Annotated in this window: 21 protein-coding genes and 1 pseudogene; 9 read left to right on the top strand and 13 right to left on the bottom strand. The window is 70.5% G+C overall.

Annotated elements, in window-relative coordinates; all coding sequences use genetic code 11:
* Positions 1-99 precede the first annotated feature (99 nt).
* Complete coding sequence (locus QF030_RS38975) at positions 100-651, top strand: DinB family protein (RefSeq protein ID WP_307167283.1); 552 nt, start codon at positions 100-102, stop codon at positions 649-651.
* Between the two features lie 369 nt (positions 652-1,020).
* On the opposite strand, the gene QF030_RS38970 is transcribed toward QF030_RS38975, so the two are convergent.
* Together QF030_RS38970 and QF030_RS38965 are read right to left on the bottom strand one after the other, a co-directional pair.
* On the bottom strand, positions 1,021-1,416 hold the full coding sequence (locus QF030_RS38970) for a hypothetical protein (RefSeq protein ID WP_307167282.1): 396 nt from the start codon (positions 1,414-1,416) through the stop codon (positions 1,021-1,023).
* 153 nt (positions 1,417-1,569) lie between these two features.
* Positions 1,570-2,169: a TetR/AcrR family transcriptional regulator gene (locus tag QF030_RS38965; RefSeq protein ID WP_307167281.1), complete on the bottom strand. Its 600-nt coding sequence runs from the start codon at positions 2,167-2,169 to the stop codon at positions 1,570-1,572.
* A gap of 249 nt (positions 2,170-2,418) precedes the next feature.
* On the opposite strand from QF030_RS38965, the gene QF030_RS38960 reads away from it, so the two are divergent.
* The 4 genes from QF030_RS38960 to QF030_RS38945 are packed head-to-tail and all read left to right on the top strand — an operon-like array spanning position 2,419 to position 7,223.
* Entirely contained in the window at positions 2,419-2,997 is a 579-nt protein-coding gene (locus QF030_RS38960) for a (2Fe-2S)-binding protein (protein WP_307167280.1), read from the top strand.
* Positions 2,994-3,986 carry an FAD binding domain-containing protein gene (locus QF030_RS38955; protein ID WP_307167279.1) on the top strand — a complete coding sequence of 331 codons (993 nt, stop codon included), beginning with the start codon at positions 2,994-2,996 and terminating at the stop codon, positions 3,984-3,986. Before QF030_RS38960 ends, QF030_RS38955 begins: the two co-directional genes overlap by 4 nt.
* Positions 3,983-6,109 carry a xanthine dehydrogenase family protein molybdopterin-binding subunit gene (locus tag QF030_RS38950; RefSeq protein WP_307167278.1) on the top strand — a complete coding sequence of 709 codons (2,127 nt, stop codon included), beginning with the start codon at positions 3,983-3,985 and terminating at the stop codon, positions 6,107-6,109. The genes QF030_RS38955 and QF030_RS38950 overlap by 4 nt, the downstream gene beginning before the upstream one ends.
* Positions 6,102-7,223 carry an XdhC family protein gene (locus QF030_RS38945; protein ID WP_307167277.1) on the top strand — a complete coding sequence of 374 codons (1,122 nt, stop codon included), beginning with the start codon at positions 6,102-6,104 and terminating at the stop codon, positions 7,221-7,223. Before QF030_RS38950 ends, QF030_RS38945 begins: the two co-directional genes overlap by 8 nt.
* Before the next feature lie 156 nt (positions 7,224-7,379).
* Here QF030_RS38945 and QF030_RS38940 read toward each other — a convergent pair whose 3' ends face one another.
* Positions 7,380-9,380, bottom strand: coding sequence for an RICIN domain-containing protein (locus tag QF030_RS38940; protein WP_307167276.1), 2,001 nt, complete (start codon positions 9,378-9,380; stop codon positions 7,380-7,382).
* 995 nt (positions 9,381-10,375) lie between these two features.
* Between QF030_RS38940 and QF030_RS38935 the strand changes: the two genes are divergently transcribed.
* On the top strand, positions 10,376-11,809 hold the full coding sequence (locus QF030_RS38935) for a glycoside hydrolase family 43 protein (RefSeq protein WP_307167275.1): 1,434 nt from the start codon (positions 10,376-10,378) through the stop codon (positions 11,807-11,809).
* A 521-nt stretch (positions 11,810-12,330) separates the two neighbouring features.
* Here the strand turns inward: QF030_RS38935 and QF030_RS38930 are convergent.
* On the bottom strand, positions 12,331-12,972 hold the full coding sequence (locus QF030_RS38930; RefSeq protein ID WP_307167274.1) for a superoxide dismutase: 642 nt from the start codon (positions 12,970-12,972) through the stop codon (positions 12,331-12,333).
* A 473-nt stretch (positions 12,973-13,445) separates the two neighbouring features.
* Between QF030_RS38930 and QF030_RS38925 the strand changes: the two genes are divergently transcribed.
* Positions 13,446-13,997: a cupin domain-containing protein gene (locus QF030_RS38925; protein WP_307167273.1), complete on the top strand. Its 552-nt coding sequence runs from the start codon at positions 13,446-13,448 to the stop codon at positions 13,995-13,997.
* Positions 13,998-14,110: 113 nt separating this feature from the next.
* Here the strand turns inward: QF030_RS38925 and QF030_RS38920 are convergent.
* A pseudogene (locus tag QF030_RS38920) lies at positions 14,111-14,224 on the bottom strand (precorrin-6Y C5,15-methyltransferase (decarboxylating) subunit CbiT); the annotation flags it as partial.
* Positions 14,225-14,334: 110 nt separating this feature from the next.
* Between QF030_RS38920 and QF030_RS38915 the strand changes: the two are divergent.
* The gene (locus QF030_RS38915) at positions 14,335-15,024 is read left to right on the top strand and encodes a hypothetical protein (RefSeq protein ID WP_307167272.1); all 690 of its coding nucleotides are present in this window, start codon (positions 14,335-14,337) and stop codon (positions 15,022-15,024) included.
* Positions 15,025-15,291: 267 nt separating this feature from the next.
* Here the strand turns inward: QF030_RS38915 and QF030_RS38910 are convergent, their stop codons facing one another.
* The 6 genes from QF030_RS38910 to QF030_RS38885 all read right to left on the bottom strand — a co-directional run bounded on the left by QF030_RS38910 (position 15,292) and on the right by QF030_RS38885 (position 22,507).
* A complete protein-coding gene (locus QF030_RS38910) occupies positions 15,292-16,392 on the bottom strand; it encodes a sensor histidine kinase (RefSeq protein ID WP_307167271.1) in 1,101 nt (366 codons plus the stop codon).
* Entirely contained in the window at positions 16,385-17,080 is a 696-nt protein-coding gene (locus tag QF030_RS38905; protein ID WP_307167270.1) for a response regulator transcription factor, read from the bottom strand. The genes QF030_RS38910 and QF030_RS38905 overlap by 8 nt, the downstream gene beginning before the upstream one ends.
* Before the next feature lie 68 nt (positions 17,081-17,148).
* Positions 17,149-17,853, bottom strand: a complete 705-nt coding sequence (locus QF030_RS38900; RefSeq protein ID WP_307167269.1) for a VanZ family protein — start codon at positions 17,851-17,853, stop codon at positions 17,149-17,151.
* Positions 17,854-18,255: 402 nt separating this feature from the next.
* On the bottom strand, positions 18,256-19,038 hold the full coding sequence (locus QF030_RS38895) for a DUF4097 family beta strand repeat-containing protein (RefSeq protein ID WP_307167268.1): 783 nt from the start codon (positions 19,036-19,038) through the stop codon (positions 18,256-18,258).
* A 283-nt stretch (positions 19,039-19,321) separates the two neighbouring features.
* Complete coding sequence (locus QF030_RS38890) at positions 19,322-21,874, bottom strand: discoidin domain-containing protein (protein ID WP_307167267.1); 2,553 nt, start codon at positions 21,872-21,874, stop codon at positions 19,322-19,324.
* Between the two features lie 450 nt (positions 21,875-22,324).
* On the bottom strand, positions 22,325-22,507 hold the full coding sequence (locus QF030_RS38885) for a hypothetical protein (protein ID WP_307167266.1): 183 nt from the start codon (positions 22,505-22,507) through the stop codon (positions 22,325-22,327).
* Between the two features lie 220 nt (positions 22,508-22,727).
* On the opposite strand from QF030_RS38885, the gene QF030_RS38880 reads away from it, so the two are divergent.
* Positions 22,728-24,470, top strand: coding sequence for an acyltransferase (locus QF030_RS38880; protein ID WP_307167265.1), 1,743 nt, complete (start codon positions 22,728-22,730; stop codon positions 24,468-24,470).
* Positions 24,471-24,559: 89 nt separating this feature from the next.
* On the opposite strand, the gene QF030_RS38875 is transcribed toward QF030_RS38880, so the two are convergent.
* Both QF030_RS38875 and QF030_RS38870 read right to left on the bottom strand, forming a co-directional pair.
* On the bottom strand, positions 24,560-25,108 hold the full coding sequence (locus QF030_RS38875) for a GNAT family N-acetyltransferase (RefSeq protein ID WP_307167264.1): 549 nt from the start codon (positions 25,106-25,108) through the stop codon (positions 24,560-24,562).
* Positions 25,109-25,226: 118 nt separating this feature from the next.
* Positions 25,227-26,609: an MFS transporter gene (locus QF030_RS38870; RefSeq protein ID WP_307167263.1), complete on the bottom strand. Its 1,383-nt coding sequence runs from the start codon at positions 26,607-26,609 to the stop codon at positions 25,227-25,229.
* Positions 26,610-26,903 lie beyond the last annotated feature (294 nt).

The raw sequence follows: 26,903 nt of genomic DNA, 5'->3' as shown, positions 1-26,903 counted from the left end.
ACCCCAGGGAGCGGGTGTCGCCCTCCTGGCTGGTAGAACAGTGCCGGACGGCGGGACCGGACGTCCGTCACGATGTCGCGGACGAACGGAAGGGCGGGCATGAGCGATCCCACCAGGAGGGCCGAACTGTTCGACGGCGCCGACAGTGCTCGCCGGTTCACCGGCCCGACGACCGGCGACGAACGACGGATGCTCGTCGACGTCCTGAGCGCCCAGCGCGCCACACTGCGGTTGAAGTGCTCCGGCCTGGGCCCGGAGTTGTCCCTTCGGTCCGTGGAGCCGTCCACCCTCTCGCTCCTCGGCCTGGTCCGGCACCTCGCCGATGTGGAACGCCGCTGGTTCCGGCGGGTCCTGGCCGCCCAGGACGTCCCGGCCCTCTTCTCCTCGCCTGCCGAACCCGACGGGGACTTCGACGGCGCCACGGAGGACCCCCGGGTCGCCGCCGCCGCGTGGGAAGCGTGGCGGACCGAGGTGGACTTCGCCGAACGGTTCGTCACCGAGGCTCCCGACCTGGACGTCGAGGGAGCGGACTCCTGGCGCGGAACGGTGTCGCTGCGCTGGGTACTCATTCACATGATCGAGGAGTACGCCCGTCACAACGGCCACGCCGACCTGCTCCGCGAGCGCATCGACGGAGCTGCCGGCGTATGAGGCCGTGACCGCGTGGAGAACACGTCGTCGTCGAACGCAAGCAGACGTACGCGGCCGAGATCCCCGTCAAGTATCTCATCCTGATCGGCCTGCTGTACATGCCGGTTGTGCTCATCATCCAGTGGAGCGAGTGGATCCCCTTTGCCGGAGCGAGCATCCACCTCCTCTGGGAACTCGGCCGCGTCACCCGCGCGTTCGGCGAGCTCGCCGACGTCTGGAACGAGCAGTACCAGCAGCGGCAGGAGCCGGCTCGAAGCGACCTCCCTGCGGTGACACAGCCGGTCGCGCACCGCTCAGTCATGGCCAGTACACGATCAGGGGTCACACCACCCAACTGCACCACAGGTACTTCCGTTGCCGAGCCCATACTCAAAATCCCGGGACCGGGACGAGGCCCGGCCACCAAGGGGGCACGCCTCCGGGACAGTAAGGGCTGACGCCGCCCCAGAAAATCGAGATGACGCACCACGCTTCCGCGACGAGCGTCACCGCGAGGCCGACGGCGTGGAGAAGGGGACGGTGCCCGAGGAGAGCGCCCACCGCGAGCCAGCTCAGCAGGAGGACCACCCAGAGGCCCGGAATGAGGAGGAAGACCAGGAAGCCGCTGTTGGCCGCGTTGTTCACTCCCACGTCGCAGGCGTTCCACCCCCGGCCCAGAACCATGGCCGTAAGCACCGACAGAGCCAGCCCCACCACCATGCCGAGGCATCCGCGCACCCGGCGGCTCTCCATACGCCCCCGTTCGCCGACCGCTGCCGGAAGCATCGGATCCGCACCTGTTGTCCGGCCGGTCCCCCGGCCCGGCCCCGGGCTGACCAGCGGGAATCACCGCTCATGATCCTAGTCGTCACGTGATCCGCCGGACAGACCCCGGTCGGGGCCGTCCGCCCGGTGGAGCGCTCGGCCCCGACGTCCGGGTCAGGGCGGCGGAGTCCGGCCGCCGGGACCGGGTGCGCCGGCGCGCAGTCCGTCCATGACGAGGTCGAGGAGCCGGGCGGCGCGCGGGCGCCAGTCGTCTGTCGGGGTGAGCTGCCACAGGCCGCCGATGGCGAGGATCAGATCGTCGGGGGTCATGCCCGGCCGGATGGTGCCCGCCGCGTCGTTGGCGCGCAGGAGGAGTTCGGCCGCGTCGGTGACGGGGGTGTGCGCCGGCTTCTCGGGGCCGCCCGGCGTGCTGGTGGCGAGGCGGATCGCGTCGGCGAGGCCTGCCTTGGTCATGGCGAACTCGGCCAGCCGGTCCATCCAGGCGCGCAGGGCCTGCTCCGGCGGCAGCCGGCCGAGCAGCTGGGCCGCGCTGTCGGCGACCTGGTGGATCTCGTGGCGGTAGATCTCCAGGACGAGGGCCTCGCGGTTGGGGAAGTTGCGGTAGAAGGTGCCCTGTCCGACGCCGGCCTTCTTCGCGATCGCGCTGAGCGGGGCGTCGGGGCACAGCGTCAGCTCGGTCAGGGCGACCTCGAGAATGCGCTCACGGTTGCGCAGTGCGTCCGAGCGCAGGGGCGCGTCCTTCTTGTGCTGCACTCGATTCTCCTCGGGGGCGCGTGGCCGAACCCCACCCTTGCTAAGCGGACACCTGTCCGTTACGTTTGCCGGTAGCGGACGATTGTCCGGTTGGGTTCACCATAGCCCCGGCCGGGTCCGCGCGGGAGTCCGCGGCCACCGCCGGCTCCGCCCGCTGCTCCCACCCCCGCCCCCTATGACGACGTACTCGGCAGTCGCCAGGCACCGGCGGCAGCCATGCCAGGTTCCGGAAGCGCGAAAGAAGCTCTCATGGCCTTATCGACGTCCAGCGTCATCACCCTGCACATCAACGGCGCGCGCCACACGCTGCCCGTCGACCACCGCACCACCCTGCTCGACGCACTCCGCGAGCGACTCGACCTCACCGGCACCAAGAAGGGCTGCGACCAGGGACAGTGCGGAGCCTGCACCGTTCTGGTCGACGGCCGCAGGACCGTCGCCTGCCTGCAGTTCGCGGTCGCGGCCGAGGGGCGCGAGATCACCACCATCGAGGGCGTGGCGGACGGCGACCGACTGCACCCGGTGCAGCAGGCGTTCCTCGACCTCGACGGCTACCAGTGCGGCTACTGCACACCGGGACAGATCTGCTCGGCGATCGGCGTGCTCGCGGAGCACGCCGCCGGATGGCCGAGCGCCGCCTCGGCCGACGTACGGCCCGCGGCGGGACCACCACCTCTGACCGCGGACGAGATCCGTGAGCGCATGAGCGGCAACCTGTGCCGCTGCGCCGCCTACCCCTCGATCGTCGAGGCCGTCACCAGGGCCGCGGAATCCGGCCCCGCGGCGCGCACGGGAGCCGGACCGGAATCGAAGGAGCCTGCCGCATGAGGGAGTTCGGCTACCGGAAGGCCTCCGACGTACCGGGCGCGGTCGCGCTGCTCGACGCCGACCCGGACGCGCGTTATCTCGCCGGCGGCACCAACCTGGTCGACCTGATGAAGACCGGCGTCGAACGCCCGGGACGACTGGTCGACGTACGCGACCTGCCTCTGGACCGCGTCGAGCAGACCCCGGACGGCGGAGTGCGGATCGGTGCGACCGTCACCAACAGCGACCTCGCCGCCCATCCCCTGGTCCGCACCCGCTACCCCGCTCTGGCGCAGGCGGTGCTCGCCGGCGCCTCCGGTCAGCTGCGCAACATGGCGACCGTCGGCGGCAACCTCCTCCAGCGCACCCGCTGTGCCTACTTCGCCGACGCCACCGGACCCTGCAACAAGCGGGTGCCCGGCAGCGGCTGCCCGGCCGTCAGGGGCGAGAACCGCAACCACGCCGTCCTCGGCGCGTCCGCGCACTGCGTGGCCGTGCACCCGTCGGACATGGCCGTCGCGCTGGCGGCCCTCGACGGCGTGGTGCACTACGAGACCGCCCGGGGGCCGGGTGAACTGCCGCTCGGCTGGTTCTATCTCCCGGTCGCCGACACCCCGCACCGCGAGACGGGCCTGCCGCCGGGCGCTCTGATCACCGGCGTCACCCTGCCGCCGGCTCCGGTCGCCGCCCTCTCCCGCTACCGCAAGGTGCGTGAGCGCGCCTCCTACGCGTTCGCCGTCGGCTCGGTCGCCGCCGCGCTGGACGTACGCGACGGTGTCGTGGGCGAGGTGCGCCTGGCGTTCGGCGCGGTCGCCTCCCGGCCCTGGCGGGCCCGGGCCGCCGAGCGGATCCTCACCGGGGCGCCCGCCGACGCCGAGTCGTTCGCGGCCGCCGCGGACGCCGAACTGGCGGCTGCCCGGCCCCTGTCGCACAACGGATTCAAGGTGACCCTGATGCGCAACCTGACCGTGGCCGTCCTGAGCGAACTCGCCGAGGAGGCGGCCCGATGACGACGACCGAGGCGCCCCTCGCCCCCGTCCGCGCCGTCGGCACCGGTCACGTCCGCGTGGAGGGGCGGGACAAGGTCACCGGCGCGGCCCGGTACGCGGGCGAGGTCCCCTTCACCGAACTCGCCCACGGCTGGCTGGTGTTGTCCACCGTGGCGCGTGGCCGGATCGCGTCCGTCGAGTCGGACGCCGTCCTCGCGATGCCGGGCGTCGTCGCCGTGCTGGACCACCGCAACGCCCCGCCGCTGAAGACCGACTACATCGGCCTGCTGGGCACCGGCCCGGACCCGACCTGCGCGGTCTTCCAGAACGACCGAGTGCCCCATCTGGGCTGGCCCGTGGCGCTGGTGGTGGCCGAGACGTCCGAGCAGGCTCGCGAAGCCGCCGAGGCTCTCGTCGTGCACTACGAACAGGTGCCGCACGACGTCGGGTTCACGGGCGACCACCCCGAAGCCCATCCGTCCGACGGCCATATGCCCGCCGTGACGCAGAAGGGTGACCTGGAGGCCGAACTCGCCGCGTCCGCCGTCGTCGTGGACGCCACGTACACCACTCCGGAAGAACACCATCACCCCATGGAGCCCCATGCGGCCACCGCCCGGTGGGAGGGGGACCGGCTCGAGGTGGTGGACTCCAACCAGGGCGCGACCTGGGTCGTCGCGGAACTCGCGAGCCTCTTCGCGCTCGATCCCGCGTCGGTGCGGGTGCGCTCGGAGCACGTCGGCGGTGGTTTCGGCAGCAAGGGCGTTCGCGCCCACCAGGTCGCCGCCGTGATGGCGTCCAGGATGATCGGGCGCCCGGTGCGGGTCGTTCTGACCCGGCGTCAGATGTTCACGCTGGCCGGCCACCGCAGCCCCACGATCCAGCGGGTCAGGCTCGGGGCGGGCACCGACGGGCGGCTGCGCGCCCTGGACCACCTCTCGCTCAGCCGCACCTCCACCGTGTACGAGTTCGTCGAGCCGAGCGCCGGCGTGGCCAGGGTGATGTACGACGCCGACGCCCACCGCACGGAGAACCGGGTCGTACCTCTCGACGTGCCGAGCCCGACCTGGATGCGCGCTCCGGGCGAGGCCCCGGGGTCCTTCGCGCTGGAGGCCGCCCTCGACGAACTCGCCCACGGGTGCGGCATCGACCCGATCGAACTCCGGCTGCGCAACGAACCCGACCGGGGCCCGGTCTCCGGCCTCCCCTTCGCCGGCCACAACCTGCGCGCCTGCTTCGAGGAAGGCGCCCGCCGCTTCGGCTGGGCCCGGCGCGATCCGCGGCCCGGGGTGCGGCGCGAGGGGCGATGGCTGCTCGGGACCGGCACCGCGGCGGCCTCCTTCGGCGCAGGCGCCGCCCCGTCCACGGCCTCGATCACCGCCGAGGCGGACGGCCGCTTCACCGTACGGATCGCGGCGGCGGACATCGGCACCGGCGCGCGGACCGCTCTCACCCTGGTCGCCGCGGACGCCCTGGACGTCCCGCCGGAGCGCGTACAAGTGCGCCTGGGCGACAGCGCGTTCGGGCCCGCGATGATCGCGGGCGGTTCCATGGGCACCCGGTCCTGGTCCTGGGCCGTGATGGCCGCCGCGGGCGAACTGCGCGACCGGCTGGTGCCGGGCGCGGCGATCCCGGCCGAGGGCATCACCGTGCGCTCCGACACCACCGCGGCGATCGCCGCCCTCGCGCAGAAGGAACGGCACTCCTTCGGCGCCCAGTTCGCCGAGGTCGCCGTCGACACCGCCACGGGCGAGGTGCGGGTACGGCACATGCTCGGCGTGTTCGCGGCGGGGCGCATCGTCAATCCCCTCACGGCGCGCGGCCAGTTCACCGGCGGCATGATCTGGGGCATCTCCATGGCCCTGCACGAGGAAGCCGCGCGCGACGCGGCCTCCGGTGGGCCCGTCGGTGCGGATCTCGCGGGCTACCACGTGGCGACGCACGCCGACGTCCCGCGCGTCGAGGCGCACTGGGTGCGGGACGACGACCCCGAGGACCCGGTCGGCATCAAGGGCATCGGCGAGATCGGCATCGTCGGCGCCGCCGCGGCCGTCGCCAACGCCGTGTGGCACGCGACCGGCGTACGCCACCGCAGCCTGCCCATCCGGCCCGACCGTGTCCTGGCGGGCGGCCGCGATGCTTGATCTCGCGCCGCAGCTGGGCGACTGGCTGGCCGAGGGCCGGAAGGCCGCCGTCGCGACCGTCGTGTCCGTCGGCGGCAGCGCGCCCCGCGGTCCGGGCGCCGCCCTCGCCGTCGACGGCGAGGGAACCGTGATCGGGTCGGTGTCCGGCGGGTGTGTGGAGGCGTCCGTCTACGACCTGTGCGCGCAGGCACTGGAGACCGGCGACAGCATGCTGGAACGCTTCGGCTACAGCGACGAGGACGCCTTCGCCGTGGGACTCACGTGCGGCGGCGTCCTCGACGTCCTGGTCACCCCGGTCACGGCGGACGGTCCGGTCGGGGCGCTGCTGCGCTCCGCCCTGGACACCTCGGCACATGGCGAACCCGTCGCCCTCGTCAGGGTGGTCCGCGGCCCCGGGGCGCTTCTCGGCGCCGCCGTGCTCGTGCACGCCGACGGTTCCCGCGAGGGCGGACTCGGCGGGCACGAGGAACTCGACCGCACCGCCGCGGCGGAGGCCCTGGCCGCGCTCGACACGGGCCGTACCGCCACGGTCGAGCTGTCGCAGGACGGATCCCGCTGCCCCGGCGGTCTCACCCTCCTCGTCGAGACGAGCGTGCCGCCGCCCCGGATGATCGTGTTCGGCGCCGTCGACTTCGCGGCGGCCCTGGTCCGGGCCGGCAAGTTCCTCGGCTATCACGTCACCGTGTGCGACGCCCGGCCCGTCTTCACGACGGCGGAGCGCTTTCCCGAGGCCGACGAGGTCGTCGTGGACTGGCCGCACCGCTATCTGCGGGACACCCGGACGGACGGGCGCACCGTGGTGTGCGTACTCACCCACGACGCGAAGTTCGACGTCCCGCTGCTGGAGGTCGCGCTGCGGCTGCCGGTGTCGTTCGTCGGCGCGATGGGTTCACACCGCACCCACACCGACCGGGACCGGCGGCTGCGTGACATCGGTCTTCAGGAACACGAGTTGGCAAGGCTCAGGTCGCCGATCGGCCTGGATCTCGGAGGCCGTACGCCGGAGGAGACCGCCCTGTCGATCACGGCGGAGATCGTCGCCGCCCGCCGCGGCGGGACGGGCCTGCCACTGACCGGTTCGGACAAGCCGATCCATCACCGCCACTGCGCGTGAGGCCCGACGGCCCGGCTGTACGACGGAAGCGCCCGGACGCGGCCAGCCGTACGGCGAGGTGAGGTGTGTGGCGACCGCCCCGGAAGTGATCGCGAAGGCGGAACCGGTGAGGCGCTGTCGCGTCTCACCGGTTCCGCACCATCCGCTGTGCGGATGTCATTTCAGGGTCCACTTCTGGTTGTCCTGACCGCCGCACGTCCAGAGGATCAGCTTGGTGCCGTTGGCCGTTGCCGCGTTGGCGGCGTCCAGGCAGAGGCCCGAGAGGTTGTTGGTGACGGCGCCGTCGGAGTGGACGGTCCACTTCTGGTTGGTGCCGCCCGTGCAGTCCCAGATGATGACCTTGGTTCCGTTGGTGGTGCCGCTCTTCTCGGCGTCGAGGCACTTGTCGGCGTAGACGACGAGTTCGCCGCGCGAGGTCTGGGTGAAGGTCTCGTTGCGTCCGCCGGAGCAGTCCCAGAGCTGTGCCTGGGCGCCGTTGACATTGGTGTTCTTGTCGAGGTCCACGCAGCGGCCGGAGGCGGAGCCGACGAGGGCGGCGCCGTCGGTGCCGGGGATGCCCTGGATGCGTACGGCGTCGATGTCGGGTGCCGTGCCACCGCTGACCGCGGCGAACCTCACGGTGTTGGCGCCCTTGGCCAGGTGTGCGAGCGCGGACACGGTGCGGTAGGTGGTGGCCGAGCCGGTCGGCGGGAAGGCCACGACGTACGTGTACTGGCCGTTCACCTGGATGGTGGCCTTGCGGGTGGTGGTGCCGCCGTTGGCGTAGGTGATGTCCACCAGCTTCGTGCCGGCTGTGGAGGCGGTGACGTTGCCGAAGGTCGGCGTGGCGGCGGCGGTGGTGTCCTCCACGGTGGTGCCGGAGGCCTCGGTGCCGGAGACGGTCAGCAGGACGGCGTCGTTCGCGGGCACGGTCGTGGTGTAGCCGGTGCCGACGGAGCCGACATCGGTGCCCGTCCAGACGTTGCGTACGGACGCGGTGGCGGAGGTGAGGCCGAGGTCGGCCCAGCGCACGGTCATCGACGCCGCCGAGCCGGTGCGGTTGAGCAGCAGAACGGCGCGCTTGCCGGTGCCGGAGAGGACCTTGCCGTACACCTGCAGGTTTCGCGTGTCCTCGGCGACCTTGACACCCTGCAGCCCGCGCGGGTCCTGGTCGATGGCGATCATGTCGCGGTTGGTGAGGATGTCACGGGTCTCCGTGCTCATCGAGGCCAGGTTGTTGCCCGCCAGCAGCGGAGCGCCGGAGATCGCCCACAGGCCCATGTGCAGCCGGTTCTGGGCGGCGCTCAACCCGCTCATCCCGGTCATCAGCATGTCGGGGTCGTTGTAGGAGCCGGTGTGCTGGGCGGCCGGTTGCAGGCCCTGGTCGAAGTTGGTGAGCATCATCGCGGTGGTCGGCTTCTGGCCCCACAGGATGACGTCGCCGCTGGTGCGCCACAGATCGCCGTAACCGGTCGCCCAGTTCCACGGCAGTCCGGTGCCCCACTCGCAGAAGGACAGCACGAGTTTGCGGCCGGTCACGGCCGAGGCGGCCTCGTTCGCGGCGGCGATCTGCTTGTACTGGGTCTCCTGGTCGAGGCCCTCCACGCGGCCGCCGCACCAGTCGATCTTGACGTAGTCGAAGCCCCAGCTCTGGAAGGTCTGCAGGTCCTGCTGGTAGTGGCCCTCCATACCGGTGCCGGGGGCGGCCGGGCGGGTGGTGGGGTAGTAGTAGCCGCAGCCCTGCTTGCCGGCGTCGGTGTAGATGCCGGCCTTGAGACCCTTGCTGTGGATGTAGTCGGCCATGGCTTTCATGCCGCCGGGGAACAGGTTCTCGTCGACGACGATGTTGCCGTTCGCGTCCCGGTCGCCCTGCCACCAGCCGTCGTCGAGATTGACGTACTTGTAGCCGGCGTCCGCCATGCCGGAGGAGACCAGGGCGTCCGCCTGCTGTTTGATCACGTCGTGGTCGATGCTGCTGGCGAAGCTGTTCCAGGACGCCCAGCCCATCGGCGGCGGTGTGACGCCTGTCTGGCTGATGCTCACGGCGGCCGGTTCGGCGGACAGGGGCGCCGAGGGTTCCTGTCGCTCCAGGGCCGCCAGACCCATGACACCGAGTCCGACGGCGAGGACCTGGGCGGTGACGCGTCCGGCCCGTCTGCGAGCAGGGGGGTGCGACATGCGGCTCTCCTGGAGAAGGGGAGGGGAAACTGACATCGCGAGAACACCGGGTCCGTCCGGTATGTCGAACGAGGTTCGTAGGGTCGGTCAGAAAGTAGAGGCGGGACACCGACAGGTCAATGGTTCTGTCATTTCTCGTGGTTTCCGGGTGGCGGAATGAACGGGAGGACGGCCGGGACAACCCAAGATCCTCACCCTGCGCCGGGGCGTGGACCCTCGCCCATGCCCGGGGCCATGAAAGCGGGGAACTCGGGCTCACCGGACCGGACCACCCGACACCGACGGCAACAGCGTTCCCGCAAAAGGCGGTTGGCGCCGCAGGTCACCAGCGAAGGCGCGGCGGCCCCTTGCGGAACGGAAGGCGATAACAGTTTTCTGCCGATCTCCCCGCCACAGCGGCCGACCCTCTTTCCGCAGCCGCCTTGACACCCTCTTACCTGCCCTATAGCGTCTGGCCGAATTTCCAAACGGCATTCTAAATATCGAACAAAATGAGCCGTTGCTCTCGCCTCGCTCGCGTATCCGACCTATGCAAGCGACTGCCTTGAACGGTCTGTTCGTCCGTCACCACCTCAATCGGACGAACGGCACGACCACCCTCGACATCCCGGGTCATGACGGAAGCGCGACGGTGTCCGAGCGCACAGCCCGGCACGACGACGCGTCGGGAAAGAACACCGCGCTGACGCTCCCCGACGCGAACAAGGATGTCCCTGTCCTGGGCATTGCGGATATCCGACTACGGAGCAGTTCCTCGCTCCTCCGACGGCTGTGCGCTACGGGGACGGCTCTCGCCGCCGTCACCGAGGGCGCGACAGTCGCCACCGCCTTCCCATGGTCACGCATGTGAAAGCCGCACACGTGCCTGGCCTCCGTCACCACTGATCCTCCGGGCAGACCCAGACGTCCCTCGAACAGCACCGACCGTCTGCCGGACGGTCCGCTGAACCCACTCCCATGTGATCGAGGCACTCGAAGAAAGACAGGAAATGCACATGTCCGCGCTGTTCTCACGGCTGGTGACGCTCTTGGTCGCCGTCGGCCTTCTCCTCACCTGCCAAACCCTCACCGCACCGCAGCGGGCCGCCGCCGCTGATCCGGGCTACCTGATGGTGCACTTCACCGGGGAGGGGTCGACCAATCAGCAGATGTACCTGTCGCACAGCACGGACGGCGTGCACTGGAACGACCTCAACGGCGGCGGCATGGTCCTGCGCTCCACGGTCGGCACGAAGGGGGTGCGCGACCCCGCACTGGTGAGATCCCCCGACGGCAGCAAGTACTGGATCATCGCGACCGACCTGTGCATCGGCTGCGGGCAGACGTGGGGCTCCTCCCAGACCGACGCCAGCCGCAACCTCGTGGTGTGGGAGTCCAGGGACCTGGCCACCTGGTCCCAGCCACGGCTGCTCAACGTCGCCGGCGCGATCCCCGACGGCCGCAACGCCTGGGCGCCGGAGGCGATCTGGAACCCGGAGACCAACGACTACGTCCTGTACTGGGCGACGAACGCCACGCTGAACGGCGTGCTGAAGCACCGCATCTACTACGCCCGCACCACCGACTTCCGCACCATCACCACCCCCCAGCTCTACATCGACCGCCCCGGCACCCAGGGCATCATCGACACCCAGATCATCGAGACGCCGTCCGGCGTCGGCGACTACCGCTACGTGCGGGCCTCCGGCGACGGCCAGATCACCCTCGAAGGCAGCAACTCCATCCTCGGGACGTGGACCGACCTCGGCAACCTCTCCGGCATCGGCCTCACCGGCTCACAGGTCGAAGGCCCGATGTGGATGAAGTTCAACGGCAGCAACAAGTGGGCCCTCTACCTCGACCAGTACGCCACGGGCGGCGGCTACATGCCGGTCCTGACGACCGACCCCTCCGACCCGGCCGCATACCAGAAGCAGGCGTCGGGAAGCTACAACATGGGCGGCACCAAGAAGCGCCACGGCTGGATCCTGAACCTCACGGCCGCCGAGGAGAGCCGCGTGCTCGCACGCTGGCCCAACACCGCGATCAACCGGCTCCAGTCGTTCAACTTCCAGGACCGGTACGTGCGGCACACCAACTTCGACGTGCGCATCGACCCGAACGTCAGCCCCGTCGACGACTCCCAGTTCCGGATGAGGACCGGCCTGGCCGGTTCCGGCACCGTCTCCTTCGAGTCGGTGAACTTCCCCGGATACTTCCTGCGGCATTCCGCGTTCGATTTCCAGCTGGCCTACAACGACGGCACCACCGGGTTCGCCCAGGACGCCACCTTCCGTCAGGTCGCCGGACTCGCCGACTCCACATGGTCGTCGTTCCAGTCCTACAACTACCCCGACCGCTACATCCGGCACTACGCCTACCAACTGCGGCTCGACCCGATCACCACAGCAACGGCACGCGGTGACGCCACCTTCCGCGTGACGAGCTGACCCGACCGGGATGCCGGCGCCCTCACGGCGCCTTCCCCCCGCCGCCCGCCCCAGCGGGCAGGGCGCCGGCATCCCCCGACATCCGGCCTCGACGATCCCGGCTCCTCCGTTCCCTTCCACCCCCTCCTCGCATGGAGCGAGGAGATGAGCGCGGCCCGTCAGTAGTGGATGGGCCCGCGCATCCCTCCGGGACGCAGCAGTTGCGGCCCACCGACCTGATCGCCGAGCCCCTTCGCGCCACCGGCCGCCGCGAGGCCGTCCCCGGACTACCGCCGGACCATCGGCGCCGGCTGCTCGCGGTGGGCCACGACCGTGTACTCCTGCGGCGCCGGCGCGACCGCACGGTCGACGGGGACACACGCTGGGCGAGAAGGGCCGCATCGGCAGAAGGGCTCCCGCAAGTCATGTCCTCGCGGGAGCCCTCTGTTGTGCCGCCTGCAAGTGAAGGTTGAGAAGACGATCACGAGCAGGACGTCTGTGCGAACGCGGACGCGATGACGGCGTCACGGCGCCCGCTGCGCTCACGGCGCGAGCAGCAGGCTGTCGCCGCGCTCCTTGGCTGCGGCATGACGCCGGGCCACGTCCTGCCAGTTGACGACGGCCCACATCGCGTCGATGAAGTCGACCTTCTGGTTCTTGTACTGAAGGTAGAAGGCGTGCTCCCAGGCGTCAAAGACGAGGATCGGCACGGACCCCTGGCCGACGTTGCCCTGGTGGTCGTAGACCTGCTCGACGATCAGACGGCCGCTGAGCGGCTCGTAGGCGAGGACGCCCCAGCCCGAGCCCTGCGTCGTCGCGGCCGCCTTGGTCAGCTGGGCCTTGAAGCCGGCGAACGAGCCGAAGGATTCGGCGATCGCGTCGGCCAGGTCGCCGACGCCGTCCGCCGCGAGGGGCTCGCCGCCGCCGTCGCCGGTCATGTTGTGCCAGTAGATGGAGTGCAGGATGTGCCCGGAGAGGTGGAAGGCCAGGTTCTTCTCCAGGCCGTTGATCGAGCCCCACTGCTCCTTGTCGCGGGCCTCGGCCAACTGCTCCAGGGTGTCGTTCGCGCCCTTGACGTACGCCGCGTGGTGCTTGTCGTGGTGCAGCTCGACGATCTGCGGGTTGATGACCGGTTCGAGCGCCGCGTAGTCGTACGGAAGCTCCGGGAGCGTGTAAACCGCCATGTACAACGTCCTCCGACGTTATTGCGAATGGGTTGCAGCTGCACGTTAGCAGTAAGAGCAACCTGTTGCCGATCAGGCATTGGACCTAGGACTGGGACGGGTCGCGACGGGTGCGGCCCGCGGCCCTGGCGAGCATGCATCTGACCGAAGCCCTGGGCAGGATCGAGGAGTTGACGGGGCTGCGGCCCGGCGTCTCGGGTCACTGCTCATCTACGGCCGGTGCGTCGACTGCGGCGAATGAGCGGAGACGGAGTGCGGAGCGCCGCCCATGGATGAGGAGCCGCTCGGCAACGCCGTCCAGAGCCGAGGGGTTGGCCTGCTGGAGGAACTCGCGGTCACCGATCGGCGATCACCACTTCGGAGCCCGTCCGGCACGGCGAGACAGAGGAACGGTCCAGCGGTTCTCGAGACCGGAACCTTACCGTCGTAACCGCCAAAGCGATCGCTCACCCCTTACACAAGGAGATGGTCACATGAGCGACCTCATCGTTCTGCCGGGCGAGGGGCGAAAACTGGTCACCAAAGCGCAGGAGGTGACCTTCAAGGCAACGGGAGCACAAGGCTCCTCCGTCTCGATCTTCGAGGTGGTCGTTCCTCCCGGATTCGACACCGGTGCGCACTTCCACGAGAACTCCCAGGAGTTCTTCTTCATCCTGGAGGGGGAGCTGGAGCTCCTGGCGTTCGAGCCGACGGAACGTACGGAAGACGACTGGCTGGGCTGGGAGTCCGCCGACGGCGACCGCGTGATCCGTGCGGGTGAGGGCAGCAGCATGTTCGTACCGCCCAACACCCCGCACGCCTTCAGGAACGCCACGGACAAACCCGTCCGCATGCTGTTCCAGTGCTTCCCCTCGCCCGAGCACGAGCACTACTTCGAGGAGATCGCGGAACTCTGGTCGACCGGCCGGCCCGTGGACGCCGACGCGGTCGAGCGCATGCGCAGCCGCTACGACGTCAAGCAGATCACGCCCATGCGATTCGAGCCGTCCGCGGTTGCGGACGCGGCGCCGGCCACGGATTCATAGCCCTGGACGCCACGCCGGGGCCCGCGCCCACGCAGTGCCCCAAGAAGCCCAGGGGTGCCGGGCGGACGGGCCCCGGTGCCTTCGTCAGCAGAGACGCCGGTCCAGGGGTTCACCGGGTTGGGCGCGAGCACGCCCAGGGTGGCAGCGCGGATGTGCCGTTCGGTGAGCCGCCCGTCGCGCTCGTAGGCCTCGCCCGGAAGCCCCGGCGCCGCACCGAGGCGCGGGGCGGCAGACAAGCCCTGGCCAGGATGCAACCTTCTGCGGCTGGAATTCGTCCCCTTCTCTCGAGTCGACGAGGCTCGTGAAGATCTCGAACAAGCACGATGGGGGACGAATCATGAACCTGACGCCGAGGAAGAGCCGTCGCAGACCGGGCGCCATGCGAGCGGTCGTGCTGAGCGTATGCGCCGCGGGTGCGCTGGGCCTCACAGGCTGCTCCGGCGACGGTGACACGGCGGACGCGGGTGGTGGCTCGAAGCCGAGCGCGACGATGGTGAGCGGCACCGGCGACACCACGGAGGCGGACGCCGGCACGACGGGCACGAAGCCCGGCGCGAAGGCTTCCCCGGGCGCGGGCAGCGGCGTCAAGTCCCCCAGCGTCGTTCCGGTTGCCTCCAAGTCCCCGGCTCCCGCCGCGACTGGCTCGGTGAGCGCTGGTGGCGAGGGTGACGGTGACGACTGTGACCACAAGATGCCCATCTCCCCCGACGAGGTCGCGGTCTACCGCTACACGCCGGAAGGGGGCTCTCTGAGCTTGATCGTCAAGTACGGCAACTGGGGGTGCGGCTCGCCCGACTCGGATGGTGCACCGTTCGAGACCGTCGGCAAGGAGACCTACCTCCCGATGGACCAGGCCGCGGACGTCACCGTGACCAACCCCATCGTGGAAAGCACCGAGAACCAGCCCATCGGCGTCCAGGAGTTTCTCGACTGGCTCGAGGCGCACCCGAACTCGGGGCTGGTCTTCACCTACCACCTCGGTGCCGACGGAGCCATCGACCGCCTCGACGAGGTCTTCACTCCCTAGCAGGCTCCGTTGCGGACGGCAGGCACGCCGAACGCGCTGCGGTGACCGGGCAGTGCCGGTGGGCGCGAACGTGGCGCGGACCGCGCAGGAGTGCCTGCGTACACGTCACTTCTGGAGGCTGTCGGCCGGTTCCGGGCTGTGCGTATTACGGCCCGCCCGCAGTCGGCCTCGTCGCTCGTCCGCCGAGGGCGTGCCAGTCCGGCCCGACCCCTTTCACCGGGTGCCGTGCGGGTCCTGCGTCCGGGCGGGCACCCCGAGGGCGCCGGCCTACGGCGTGCCGGGAAGCCGGACCGTGACGAGGAGACCGCCGGCGGGGCGGGGGGCCAGGTCGAGCGTCCCGTCGTGGGCGCGGACGATGCTGTGCACGATGGCCAGGCCGAGGCCCACACCGGCGTGTTCGTCGGTGCGTACCCGTTCCGTTCCGCGCCGGAAGGGCTCGGTGAGCGTCGGTAGCAGTTCCGGGGGGAGCCGACGGCCCGAGTTCTCGACCCGCAGCACGCTCGTGCCGCCGTGCGCCTCGGTGTGGACCGTCACGGTGCCACCGGCGGCGAGGTTGTGGACGATGGCGTTCTGGACGAGATTCGTCGCCATCCGCAGCAGGAGTTCCGCGGAGCCGCTGGTCCGGGCCGCCCCGCCGGTGACATCGAGCGTGATCCGGCGCCGTTCGGCGAGGGGAAGCAGCGTTTCGGCGGCCTCCTCGGCGACGAGGGAGAGGTCGACGCTCTCGCGGGTGAGGTTTGCGCGGTCGCCGCGGCTGAGCAGCAGGAGGGCCTCGGTGAGGTCGATCGCCCGCGTGTTGACTGCGTGCAGGCGTTCGACGAGTTCGCCCGGGTTGCGCGTGGGGTCCTCGCGGGCGACGTCGAGGAGCGTGCGCGAGATCGCCAGCGGGGTGCGCAGTTCGTGGGAGGCGTTCGCGGCGAACCTCTGCTGCTCGGCGACGTGGGACTCGAGCTGTTCGAGCATCGAGTCGAAGGCGTCGGAGAGTTCACGGAACTCGTCCTGGCGGTCCTTCATGCGGATCCGGTGGGACAGCGACCCGTTCCCGGCCATGCGTGCCGCATCCGTGATCCGTGTGAGGGGTGCGAGCATCCGGCCGGCGAGGAGCCATCCCCCCAGGAGGCCGAACGTGAGGAGGAAGGCCAGCGCCGTGGCCGCGGCGGGGGCGAACCCGCGCAGGAGGTCGGCGCGGTTGGGCCCGACGATGATCACGGCGCCGAACGTCTCCTGGAGCGATCTGGGGTCGCTGGTCGGTAGCCAGCGCAGCACGAAGACCCAGATGACGGCCAGCAGGAGAGTGCCCGCGACGACGAGGAATCCGGCGTAGCTGAGGGTGAGTTTCAGCCGGGCGCTGCGCGCCGGCCTATCCATGAGTGCCGCCGGGGTGGGTGGTGTCCGTACCGGTGTCGATCCGGTAGCCGACGCCGGGCACCGTGGCGATGATCCAGGGCTCGCCGAGCCGTTTGCGCAGTGCGGAGACGGTGATGCGCACGGCGTTGGTCAGCGGGTCGGCGTTCTCGTCCCAGGCCCGTTCCAGCAGCTCTTCGGCGCTGACGACCCCGCCCTCGGCGGCGACGAGGACCTCCAGTACGGCGAACTGTTTGCGGGTGAGCGCGACGTGACGTCCGTCGCGGAAGACCTCCCGGCGGAAGGGGTCGAGCCGCAGGCCCGCGATCTCGCGGACCGGGGGCCGGGCGTAGGCACGTCTGCGGTCGAGCGCCCTGAGCCGCAGGACGAGCTCCCGCAACTCGAACGGTTTGGTGAGGTAGTCGTCCGCGCCGAGCCCGAACCCCGAGGCCTTGTCGTCGATCCGGTCGGCGGCGGTGAGCATGAGGATCGGGATGCCGCTGCCGGAGGCGACGATGCACCGGGCGACCTCGTCGCCCGAGGGACCGGGGATGTCACGGTCCAGGACCGCGAGGTCGTAGGAGTTGACGCTCAGCAGTTCCAGGGCGGAGTCGCCGTCTCCGGCGATGTCGGCGGCGATCGCCTCCAGCCGCAGACCGTCACGGACGGCTTCGGCCAGGTAGGGCTCGTCCTCCACGATCAGTACGCGCATGTCCGAAGCCTATGCAGCACCACGTATCGCCGACGTATCCAAAGGCGTGGGCACACCGGGCACCCGGCTCAGCCTGCCGGTGCCGGGGCGGGGCGGGACCGGTCCGGCGACGCTTGTGCCGGGGTACGCCACCAGCGGCGCGAGGCGAGCGCGGCCAGCACCGCGCCGGCGGCGTTGACCAGTACGTCGTCCACGGAGGACACGCGGTCGAGGCGCAGGACGTACTGTGCGGTTTCGACCAGGACCGAGCACCCCGCCCCGAGGGCCAGTATGCGCGGCAGGGACGCCGACGCCGTGAACCGCATCGGGGCGAAGAATCCCAGCGACGCGAAAACCAGCAGGTTGCCGACGATCCCGAGGGGCCCCATCGTGACCAGGTCCCGCAGCGGTATCAGGCTCACCCGGGCGGGGACGACGCCGGCCCCGGCGCCCGGCATCATGGTCAGCCACAGGAACGGCACCGTCCCGTGGACCATGCCCACCTCGGCCAGCGACATCCGCCAGGCCGATGCGACGCCGGCGGCACGCCGGGCACGTGCCAGAGCCCACACCACGAGCGCGGCCAACGGCAGCGTGACCAGCGTCATGAGCACCACACCGTTGAACGTGTCGAAGCAGCCGTGCCACCGTCCGGCGACACACATCGGAGCGGACATCATGAGCGGCCGCCGCACGACGAACACGGCGCTCGCCAGGCCGAGGACCGCGAGGACGGCGAGCACGAGCCCGCGCGTGCGGCGGAGGGGTGCTGACAGGGACGCGTTGGTGTTCACGTCTCCATGGGAGCCGCAGGGCCGTTGCGGTGGCGTATGCGATTTTCGATACGCCGGCGATACACGGAGTCTCCGTCACCCCCGAAGGGCGCGCGCCCGGTGCGCTTCACGGCCAAGGAGGCGGTGTACGCGGTCGATTCGGGAACGCCGGAGCTTCAGCTCGACGCTGTAGGCACCAGTCCTCGACGCCCACCGCGGCAGAGTCACCGGACCAGGTGTCCGACGCCGCCGCCGTCCCCGGCGCGATCACCGGCGGTGGGCCCGTCCCACCGCCGGCTTGCGCCGGTTCCGAGGTGGCGTGGCCGTCACCGGCCGGAACATGGGTCTCCGCCGTGCTGCCGGCCGGGACCTCGACCGTCAGTCAGACGGCAGCGGTCGTCCGGCGGTGTGGGCGGAGGCGGGTCAGTCGCGGCGGACGTCGACGTCACCGTTGACCGTCGTCAGCGTCATCGCCGGGCCCTCGCGGTCGTCGCTGGTGGGCACGTCCACCGTGGCCCGGCCGTTCTCCGTACCGGCCGCGACGCGATACGCGGGGGCGTCGGGCGCAACGGTGACGCCGACCGAGCCGTTGGTGGTCCTGGCCGTGACGTCCGACGGCGCGGTGGCACACGCGAGGATCACGTCGCCGTTGGTCGTCGCCGCGTGCAGCCGGCCCGCGTCGAGTGCCGTCGCGCGCACGGAGCCGTTGCGGGTGACCAGCCGAACCGGTGCGTCGTCCTTCCCGGAACGGGTCACCGTCACATCGCCGTTGACGGTCGTGACGTCCAGCGCCGCGGCGAGTCCCGCCACGTCCACGCCCGCGTTGCGGGCACTGACCGTGACGCTGACGCCGTCCGGGACCTTCACGTAGGGCATCCGGGGACACGCTTGCTCACGCCGCTCCCGCTCCCCGTCCCGGTCCCGGTCCGCGCAGGACAGGTCCAGGGTCCAGGTGTCGTCGTCGTAGGACCAGTCGCCGTCGGCGCGGTCGTCGACGGTGACCCGGCGGCCGTCGGTGGGGCGCAGCAGCAGCCCGTTCTCGGTGGTGATGACGAGGTGGGCCCCGGATCGCGCCAGGGCGGGCGGTCCCGCCGCGGTCGACCCACCGGCCCCCTCGGGTTTCTGATCACCGCAGGACACGGCGAGGGGAAGGACCGTCAGCACAACGGTCGCAAGCAGCACGCGCTTTGCCGGCTTCGCCTTCATGCTCCTCCGGGTGCCCCGGGTCGGCACTGTCATGACCGCGGCACACCGCACGGCTCGCACCGGGCCGCGGGGATCGGGGCCGCCGCAGCCGGCACGTCGGCGGCCGCCCCCTGAGGGACGGCCGCCCTTCGCGCTCCTCGGCACACCGTCGGCCTGCCGCCGGAGACGCCGACTCGCGGCCCCGGCAGCGGGTTCATGTGCGCGATGTGCCGGTACTCCCGTGGACCAGGAGAACGCGGACCACAGAAACCTGGGTCACGGAACCTGGGTCACGGAACCTGGGTCACGGGAACGAGGTCACCTTCGACGGCACCGTGTCCGTCCCCGAGGTCGGCGCGCCGGTGTCGTTGATGACATGGGCGTACTGGCCCTTGCCTCCCAGCGAGATCACCTGCAGGTTGTGCATCTTGACGCCCGCCTTGACCGGGACCTGGAAGCCGTGGTGCTGCACGATCGAGGGATCGGAGGTGTAGTTGCAGTAGCTGCCCAGACCCCACGCCTCGTGCACGGCCACCGTGTCGGCGACCTTGTAGGCCGCCCATCCGACGATGCCGTCGTGCGTGATGGCGGCGGCATTGGGCGCGTCGTACGCCTTCTCGTTCTGGAAGAAGATCGTGCGCCCCCTCTCACCGCTCCATACGACGTCGTACTTGTTGAAGTGCTCCACGAACAGGCCGGTCGCCAGGACGTCGTCGCCGTTGACCCGCAGTCCGTAGTCGGCCCGGTTGGTCTCCCAGCCGACGCCTTCGCCATGGTCGGCGCGCCAGAGCCAGGTGTGGTCGATGACGACGTCGTCGCTGTTGACCACGACGGAGTCCGTCGCCAGGCCGGGGCCCGCCCCGCCGACGCGTACGAAGACGTCCTGCATGGTGGTCGGGTTGGCGGAGTGGTCGGCCGCCGCTGTGGCGGGACCGATCTGCAGAAGGGTGCCGGACCGGGTCGCGCCGGCGTCGATGAGGAATCCGGCCAGCCGGACGCCGTCGACATCCGCGACGTGCATCGCGTCGACGCCCCCGTCGGGCACGATGGTCGCCAGCCCCAGCCCGAGCACCACGGTGTCGGCGCGGGTGACGTTGATCGTCTGGTCGAGGTGGTAGACGCCGGGCGTGAACAGCAGGTTCAGGCCCTGAGCCAGGGCGGTGTTGATGGTGGCGGCGGTCGCGCCCGGCTTGACGACGTAGAACTGGCTCAGCGGGAGCGAGGTCCCGGCGTTGGCGGGCCAGGACACACCGCGCGCGTTGGTGCGCTTGGCGGGGACGAAGACCTTGTAGTCGTTGCCGTCGAGGTAGAGGAACGGCTTCTCGCGGGAGACCGGGGTGGTGTCCAGCGTGGTGTAGGGCCCGGTGTCGAAGTTGGTCGCCGGGGCGCCCTGGACGCCGGTGAACGTCATGTTCCACACGCCGTTGGTCCAGCCGCCCACGGAACTGTCACGGGTGTACCACTGCTGCTGGGAGTACGGGCCGACCGTGCCGTCGATCTTCGAGTCGGCGATGTAGCCGCCGGAGGCCCATCCGTAGCCGTTGGGGGCGAGGTTGAGGCCGCCCTTGACGTGGATGCGGCGGAACGGAGCGGCCTGGGCGACGGCCCAGCGGTCGGTGCCGTTGACCGGCGTGATCGCCAGGTTCTCCGCCGAACGCCAGAAGTTCTGCGTGGCGTTGCCGTTGAACCAGCCCGCGTCCACGGTGATGTCGCCGTTGATCTGGGTGTCGTCGGGGTTCAGTCCGAGGCCGGAGATGGAGGTGTAGAACCCGAGTTGGGCGTTGATGCCGTTGTAGGTCCCCGGCTTGAGCAGGAACTGGTAGCGCCCGGAGCCGAACTGCGCGGTCTCCTGCTGGGCGAAGACCTGGTCGAACTTCTGCTGGAGGTTGGGCGTGGAGGGGTCGACGACGATCACGTTCGGGCCGAGGTCGCCGCCCCCCTGAACGGGGCCCCCGGTGCCGCCGGACGCGGTGTGGACGGCGACCTCCCAGAGCGAGTAGCCGTACGCCGTCCCGCGAGCCGTCCCGAGGACACGGACGTAACGGCCCGTGCCGCTCACGTCGTAGGAGGCACGGCCGCCGGTCGCACCGGTGACGGTCTTGAGCGTGCTCCAGTTCTGACCGTCGGCGGACGCCTGTATCTGGAGGTCCCTGCCGTACGCGGCTTCCCAGTTCAGGTCGATCCCGCAGATGTCCTGGGACGAGCCCAGGTCGACGCGCAGCCACTGCGGGTCCGAGGCCTGGCTGGACCAGCGGGTGGAGTCGTTGCCGTCGAACGCGGCGGACGCGGGGGTGCCGGCGTTCTCCGTCGAGGACGCCGAAGCGGTCTTGCCCTGCGCCGAGTTGGCGGTCGAGCAGCTACCGGGCTGGGACGTTCCGCCGGTGGTGCCGAACACCTGGAACTCCCAGACGGAGTAACCCCATTGGGTCGCCCGGTGGACGCCTTGAAGCCGTACGTAACGGCCCTGGCCGGACACGGCGAGCGTGTCGGTGCCGCCATCTCCGTCGGCGACCGTGCGCAGGTCGGTCCAGGTGCTGCCGTCGGACGAGGACTGGATCTTGTAGTCCTTGCCGTAGGCCGCCTCCCAGTTGACGACCACTTGGCTGATCGTGGCGCCGCTTCCGAGGTCGACCTGGAGCCACTGGTCGTCGGTGGCCGCCGAGGACCACCGGGTGCCGGTGTCGCCGTCGACAGCGGAGGCCGCGGGCGTGCCCGCGTTCTCGTTCGAGGATGCCGTTGCCGTTCTGCCCTGGGACAGGTTGGCGTCGGCGGCCGCGGCCGCCGGTGGCCGGATGGCCGGAAGGGTGATCAACGCTGCCGTGGCGGCGAGCGCGACACCCAGGGATCTGAGTCTCATGGAGGTCCCTGCGGGTGCGTCGGGAAAGGACACGAGAGCGTCGGCAGCAGATGTGGCGGCATGCCAAGGTCACTGCTGCGACGCTTAGTTCACGTCTTGATTTAACTGATGAGACCTCAGTCTCGGCAAGCCTTCGAAAGTTGAAATCTTTCCGGACTTCCTTCGGCCGCATCCCTTGACACGTTGACGACAGGCCCTCGGCACCCCTCGTCGACAGCGTGCTCCCCTCCCCCGCCCGGCGCCCCTGACGCTCTCTTCGTTCAAGTGTCGACGCCGCCTCCGACGGCCTACGGGCTGGTGAACGCGCCCGGACACCCGGACCGTCCGGACCGCCCGGCCACTACGATCGTCCTGCGCACCCACGTGAAGAACCCAGGTACGTACCCGCGACCGGGCCTGCCTACCTACCCTCGACGTGCGTTTCCTCGAGGTGGCCGCGTGGGACCGGTGTCACGGTGCGCCGCTCCTGCGTCCCGGAGCCCCACTCCTCCCCGGCTTCTGCTGCGGCGGGCCGACCGATTCCGGCAACTGCTGTGCCGGTCGCAGGCATTCGATGAGGTAGTCGCCGGCGTCGGGGGCGAAGGCGGTGTCCAGCAGGTCGACGAGACCGACGGAGCGCAGGTGGTCGTGCATGTCCTGGCACAGCTCGCGCAGGTTCCGCCGGCGTATCGCCTGGGATGCTTGGCGACCAGTGCGGGCAGGGCCCGGTCGACTGGTTGCCGCTGCCGGTCGCATCACCGGGGTGCGGGGTCACGCGGTCCGAAAGGCGGCGGACGGCAGACGGCAGACGGCAGAGGCAGACGGCAGACGGCAGACGGCAGACGAGGATTGCTCGCGCCGGTAAGCGCTATCTATGCTGACAGGCGTGGATCAAGAAGGCGTCGCCGAGGACTCCTATTTCGACTACTGTCCCTGGGACTTCGCGCACAGGGCCTCGTCCGTACAGCGAGCGGCTCAGGCCGTGCACCAGGAAACGTTGATCGCGGCCGGTGCGAGTCTGGGACCGCGCTGCTATGTCTCCCCCGCTGCCGCCGTGTTCGCCGAGGTCCTGCGACTGGGCGCCGACTCCTACATCGCCCGATACGCCTATGTCACGGGCGAGGTGCGGGCCGGGCGTGACTGCTCCGTCAACCCGTACGCGACGGTGCGGGGGCGCGTGACGCTCGGGGACGGGGCGCGCATCGGCGCACACGCTTCCCTGCTCGGCTTCAACCACGGCTTCGCGCCGGACCAGCCCGTGCACCGGCAGCCGCTGACGAGCAAGGGTGTCGTCGTCGGGGACGACGTGTGGATCGGCTCGAACGTCGTCGTCCTGGACGGGGTGACGATCGGCAATCATTGCGTGGTGGGGGCGGGGGCGGTCGTCACCAAGGACCTGGCGCCGTGGACGATCGCCGCCGGCAACCCCGCCCGCCCGCTGCGCGACCGCCGTCGGCACGGCGCTTCGGGGGTTGTCACGCCGGAAGCCGAACTGGGGGACGCCGTGGCCGAGTTCGCCGAGCGGGCCCGGGCGCAGGCCCACGATGTCCTGGCTCGCTGCTGGAGCGACGACACCGGCCGCTACGGGGATCGGCCGGGCGTTTCGGCGACGGTGCGCGCGCACTGCGACGCTGTGGAGATCGCCGATCTGTTGCTGGGCGCCCCTCCCGGGCAGCTGGCCGCGGCCGAGCATGCCGAGCGACTGCGCGCGCTGCAGGATCCGGTGAGCGGCCTGGTACCTGAGCTCGCTCGTGGAGGCGGACCGGGCACGCTTGCCGCGCCGGCCCGCGACGGGTGGATCGAGGACGGCACTGCCGAGTACCACGTGCTGTCCGTGGGCTACGCGCTCGAGTTGCTGGACTCCCGGTTCGCCCACCCGGTACATGTCGTGGACGAGATGACGGCTGGTCAACTGGTGGCACGACTGGATGCGTTGCCCTGGCGGACTCAGGCCTGGTCGGCGGGCGCCTGGGTGGACTGCTGGGCGACCGGCGCGTATCGCAACCGTGAGATGTCGGGCGGGTCGTCCGGCGGCCCGGGCGCCTTGGAGGCACTCTTCGGCTGGCTGGGTACGCGGGTGGATCCGTGGACGGGAATGTGGGGCGAGGCGCCGTCACCGGCCGCGGGCCGGCTCCAGCTGGTCAACGGCTACTACCGGCTGACCCGTGGTTCGTTCGCCCAGTTCGGGCTCCCCGTGCCGTACGCGGAGCGGGTGGTGGACACCGTGCTGGCCCACGCGCGTGATCCGCGCTGGTTCGCGGCTGGACGGCAGAACGCGTGCAACGTATTGGACGTGGCGCATCCGCTGTGGCTCGCCGGACGCCAGACCCGTCATCGTGAGGACGAGGCGCGGGCATGGGCGAAGGAACAGCTGATGCCCGCGTTGGGGCGCTGGCATGACGGAGCGGGTTTCGGCTTCGGCCCGGCGGGAGAGGGCGGCTCGGGGCCCGGACGGGAGCCCGGGCTGCAAGGCACGGAGATGTGGTTGGCCATCATCTGGCTGCTGGCCGATCTGGTGGGTGTGGCGGATCGACTGGGTTACCGGCCACGGGGTGTGCACCGCCCCGAACCGGTCCGCTCACCCATGTTCACGACGCCCCACCCCGGCCGGTCGTAGGGGTCTTCACATGTGCGCGCCGCACATGTGGCGCGCACGGGCCTTCGACCCATCCATGGCCTCGTGGATCCCTGTCGCCGAACAGGAGCTCAACCGGACGGCGTGACCGAGGACCACACGCCGAACCACTGCTCGGCGCCCCACTCCTCGAACCGTTGCACCTCGGTGAACCCCAGCTTCGCCGCGAGGCGCATCGAGCGGTCGTTGGCAGTCTGGGTGCAGAGCGCCACCGGCTGACCGGGATGCGTGTCGGCGAACCAGCCGAGCGCCGCCGCACACGCCTCGGCGGCGTACCCGCGTCCCCAAACCTCTGGCCGGAACAGGTAGCCGAGTTCGGCCTCCCCGGCATCCGGGCGGACATGACTGCGATGCTCCGCGTCACGCCGGTTGAGCTCGACGGTGCCGATCATCGCTCCGTCGAGCTCGATCACGAAAAGGCCGGGGCGCCGCCCGGGTACCTCAGGCACCGCGCGTTGCAGCTCGTCACGCGGTCGAGGGCCACCGATGTAGACGCCCACCTCCGGCGAGGCGAACAGCTCGATGAACGCCGCACGGTCCCGAGCCTCGGACTCACGGAGCACGAGCCGCTCGGTCCTGATCGGGGCAGGCGGCCAGGCGCCGGGTCCGAGCTCAGCCATGACGGGCAACCTATCGCACGCCCGCCGGGCAGGAGCATCGGATGACCTACGGCGGCAGCGGCAGCGGCAGCAACGGCTCGGCGCTCAAGGTGAGTCGCGACGTCGACGTGACCCGGCGTCACCTGGCGTCGCCTCGTGGCGCCCGGTGGCGACTGCTCGTCGTACGGAGGGCCGATTCATGCAGTTCCGGCTGGCCGGCCGTCGTCGCCGTGGCCTCCCGGGAGGCCGGAAGCTCCCGTCCCAGTCGGGCGAGCGGGGACAAGGCCATCACCACAGGGGACAGCAGCATGCCTGCGGCCGTCACCAGCAGGCTGGTGCGCAACCCCCACTCCGCCGCGAGGAATCCGCCGAGCAGAGAACCGAGCGGGGTCGACCCCATGCCGACGAAGGTGATCGTCGCGGCCGCACGGCCCTGCATTCCTTCCGGAGTGACGGCCTGTCGGACGGCCATGACCGTGACCGTCACCAGCTGGCCGCCGATCCCGAACACGAAGCTGACGGCCAGGAGAGCGAGCACCGTTACGGCAGAGGGGCCGTGCAGCGCGGGCACGCACAGGAACGCGCCGTCGCCGAGTGCCGCCGCGGTCACGAGTACGGGGCCGTACGCGAACCGGTTCGGCAGGCGTGCGGCCAGTACGGAGCCCAGGAGCGCGCCCGGTCCCGTCGCCGCGAGTGCCAGCCCGACGGCAGTGCCTGACAGCTGCAGTTCCCGCGGAAGGAAGAGCACATAGACGGTCATCACGGCCGCGAAGGAGAACTGGAAGGCGGCCGAGGCGAGACACACGGCCCGCAGCGAGGTGTCGCTGATGACGAACCGGAGGCCCTCATGGATCCGCCGGCACATACGAGCGGGGCGTTCCGAACCTCTCGGGATGGGTTCGTCCCTACGGATCCCTCGGATCGACAGGAACGACAGCGCGAAGAACAGCGCGCTGGAGGCGATGGCGATAGGCGCCGACAGCAGGGACACCAACGTGCCGCCCAGGGCGGGACCACCGATCTGGGCCGCGGACCGGCTGCCCTCCAGCACACTGTTGCTCCGCACCAGCTGATCACGTCGCACCAGCCGTACGAGAGACGCCTGGTATGCCACGTCGAAGAACACGGACAGGGCCCCGACGGCGAAGGCGACCACGAACAGCGCGGGCAGCCCGAGCCAACCGAGGAGGCCGGCCACGGCGGCGGCGCCCAGGGTCAGGGTCCGGCCGACGTCCGTCAGCACCATCACCGTGCGCGTCCGCCACCCGTCCACCCAAGCGCCGACGAAGAGCGAGAGCAACAGGATCGGCGCCTGTCCTGCCGCGCGCAGCGCGCCCAACTGGCCGGCACCGGCGTCGAGCGTCAGGACCGCGAAGAGCGGCAGCACGACCAGGCTTGCGTGTTCGCCGAGTTGAGAGACCGCCTGGCCGAGCCAGAGTCTGCGGAAGTCGCCGTCGCGCCACAGGCTTGACGGAACAGGGCGACCGGAACCGGATACACAAGAAGAAGAAGCGGACGGCACGAGGATCCTTGGCTTGCCGACAACGAAGCACCCGCCGTCGAGCGCACGACAGACGCACCGAAGGTCCGGGCAGGGAAGGTTCGCTGTGCCGCAACATCAAGGGCAGCACGCGATGACGGGCCGGTGGCGGCCTACGACGTCAACGCGCGCTCGGGCGACCGATCATGACTTTGGCTCCTCGTGTGTCACTCGCTGCACCGGAACAGTAGCCCCCGGAGGCCCGGCGCGAAAGCGGCCCGGCACGAAAGGCGATGGAGCCGGGCGACGGCATTTCGACGCACTCCCCCCAGCGCA

The organism is Streptomyces rishiriensis, from assembly GCF_030815485.1.
GTDB classification, from domain to species: Bacteria; Actinomycetota; Actinomycetes; order Streptomycetales; family Streptomycetaceae; genus Streptomyces; species Streptomyces rishiriensis_A.
The sequence above is the reverse complement of the archived record's forward strand: the minus strand, read 5'-3'. Positions and strand labels throughout refer to the sequence as shown.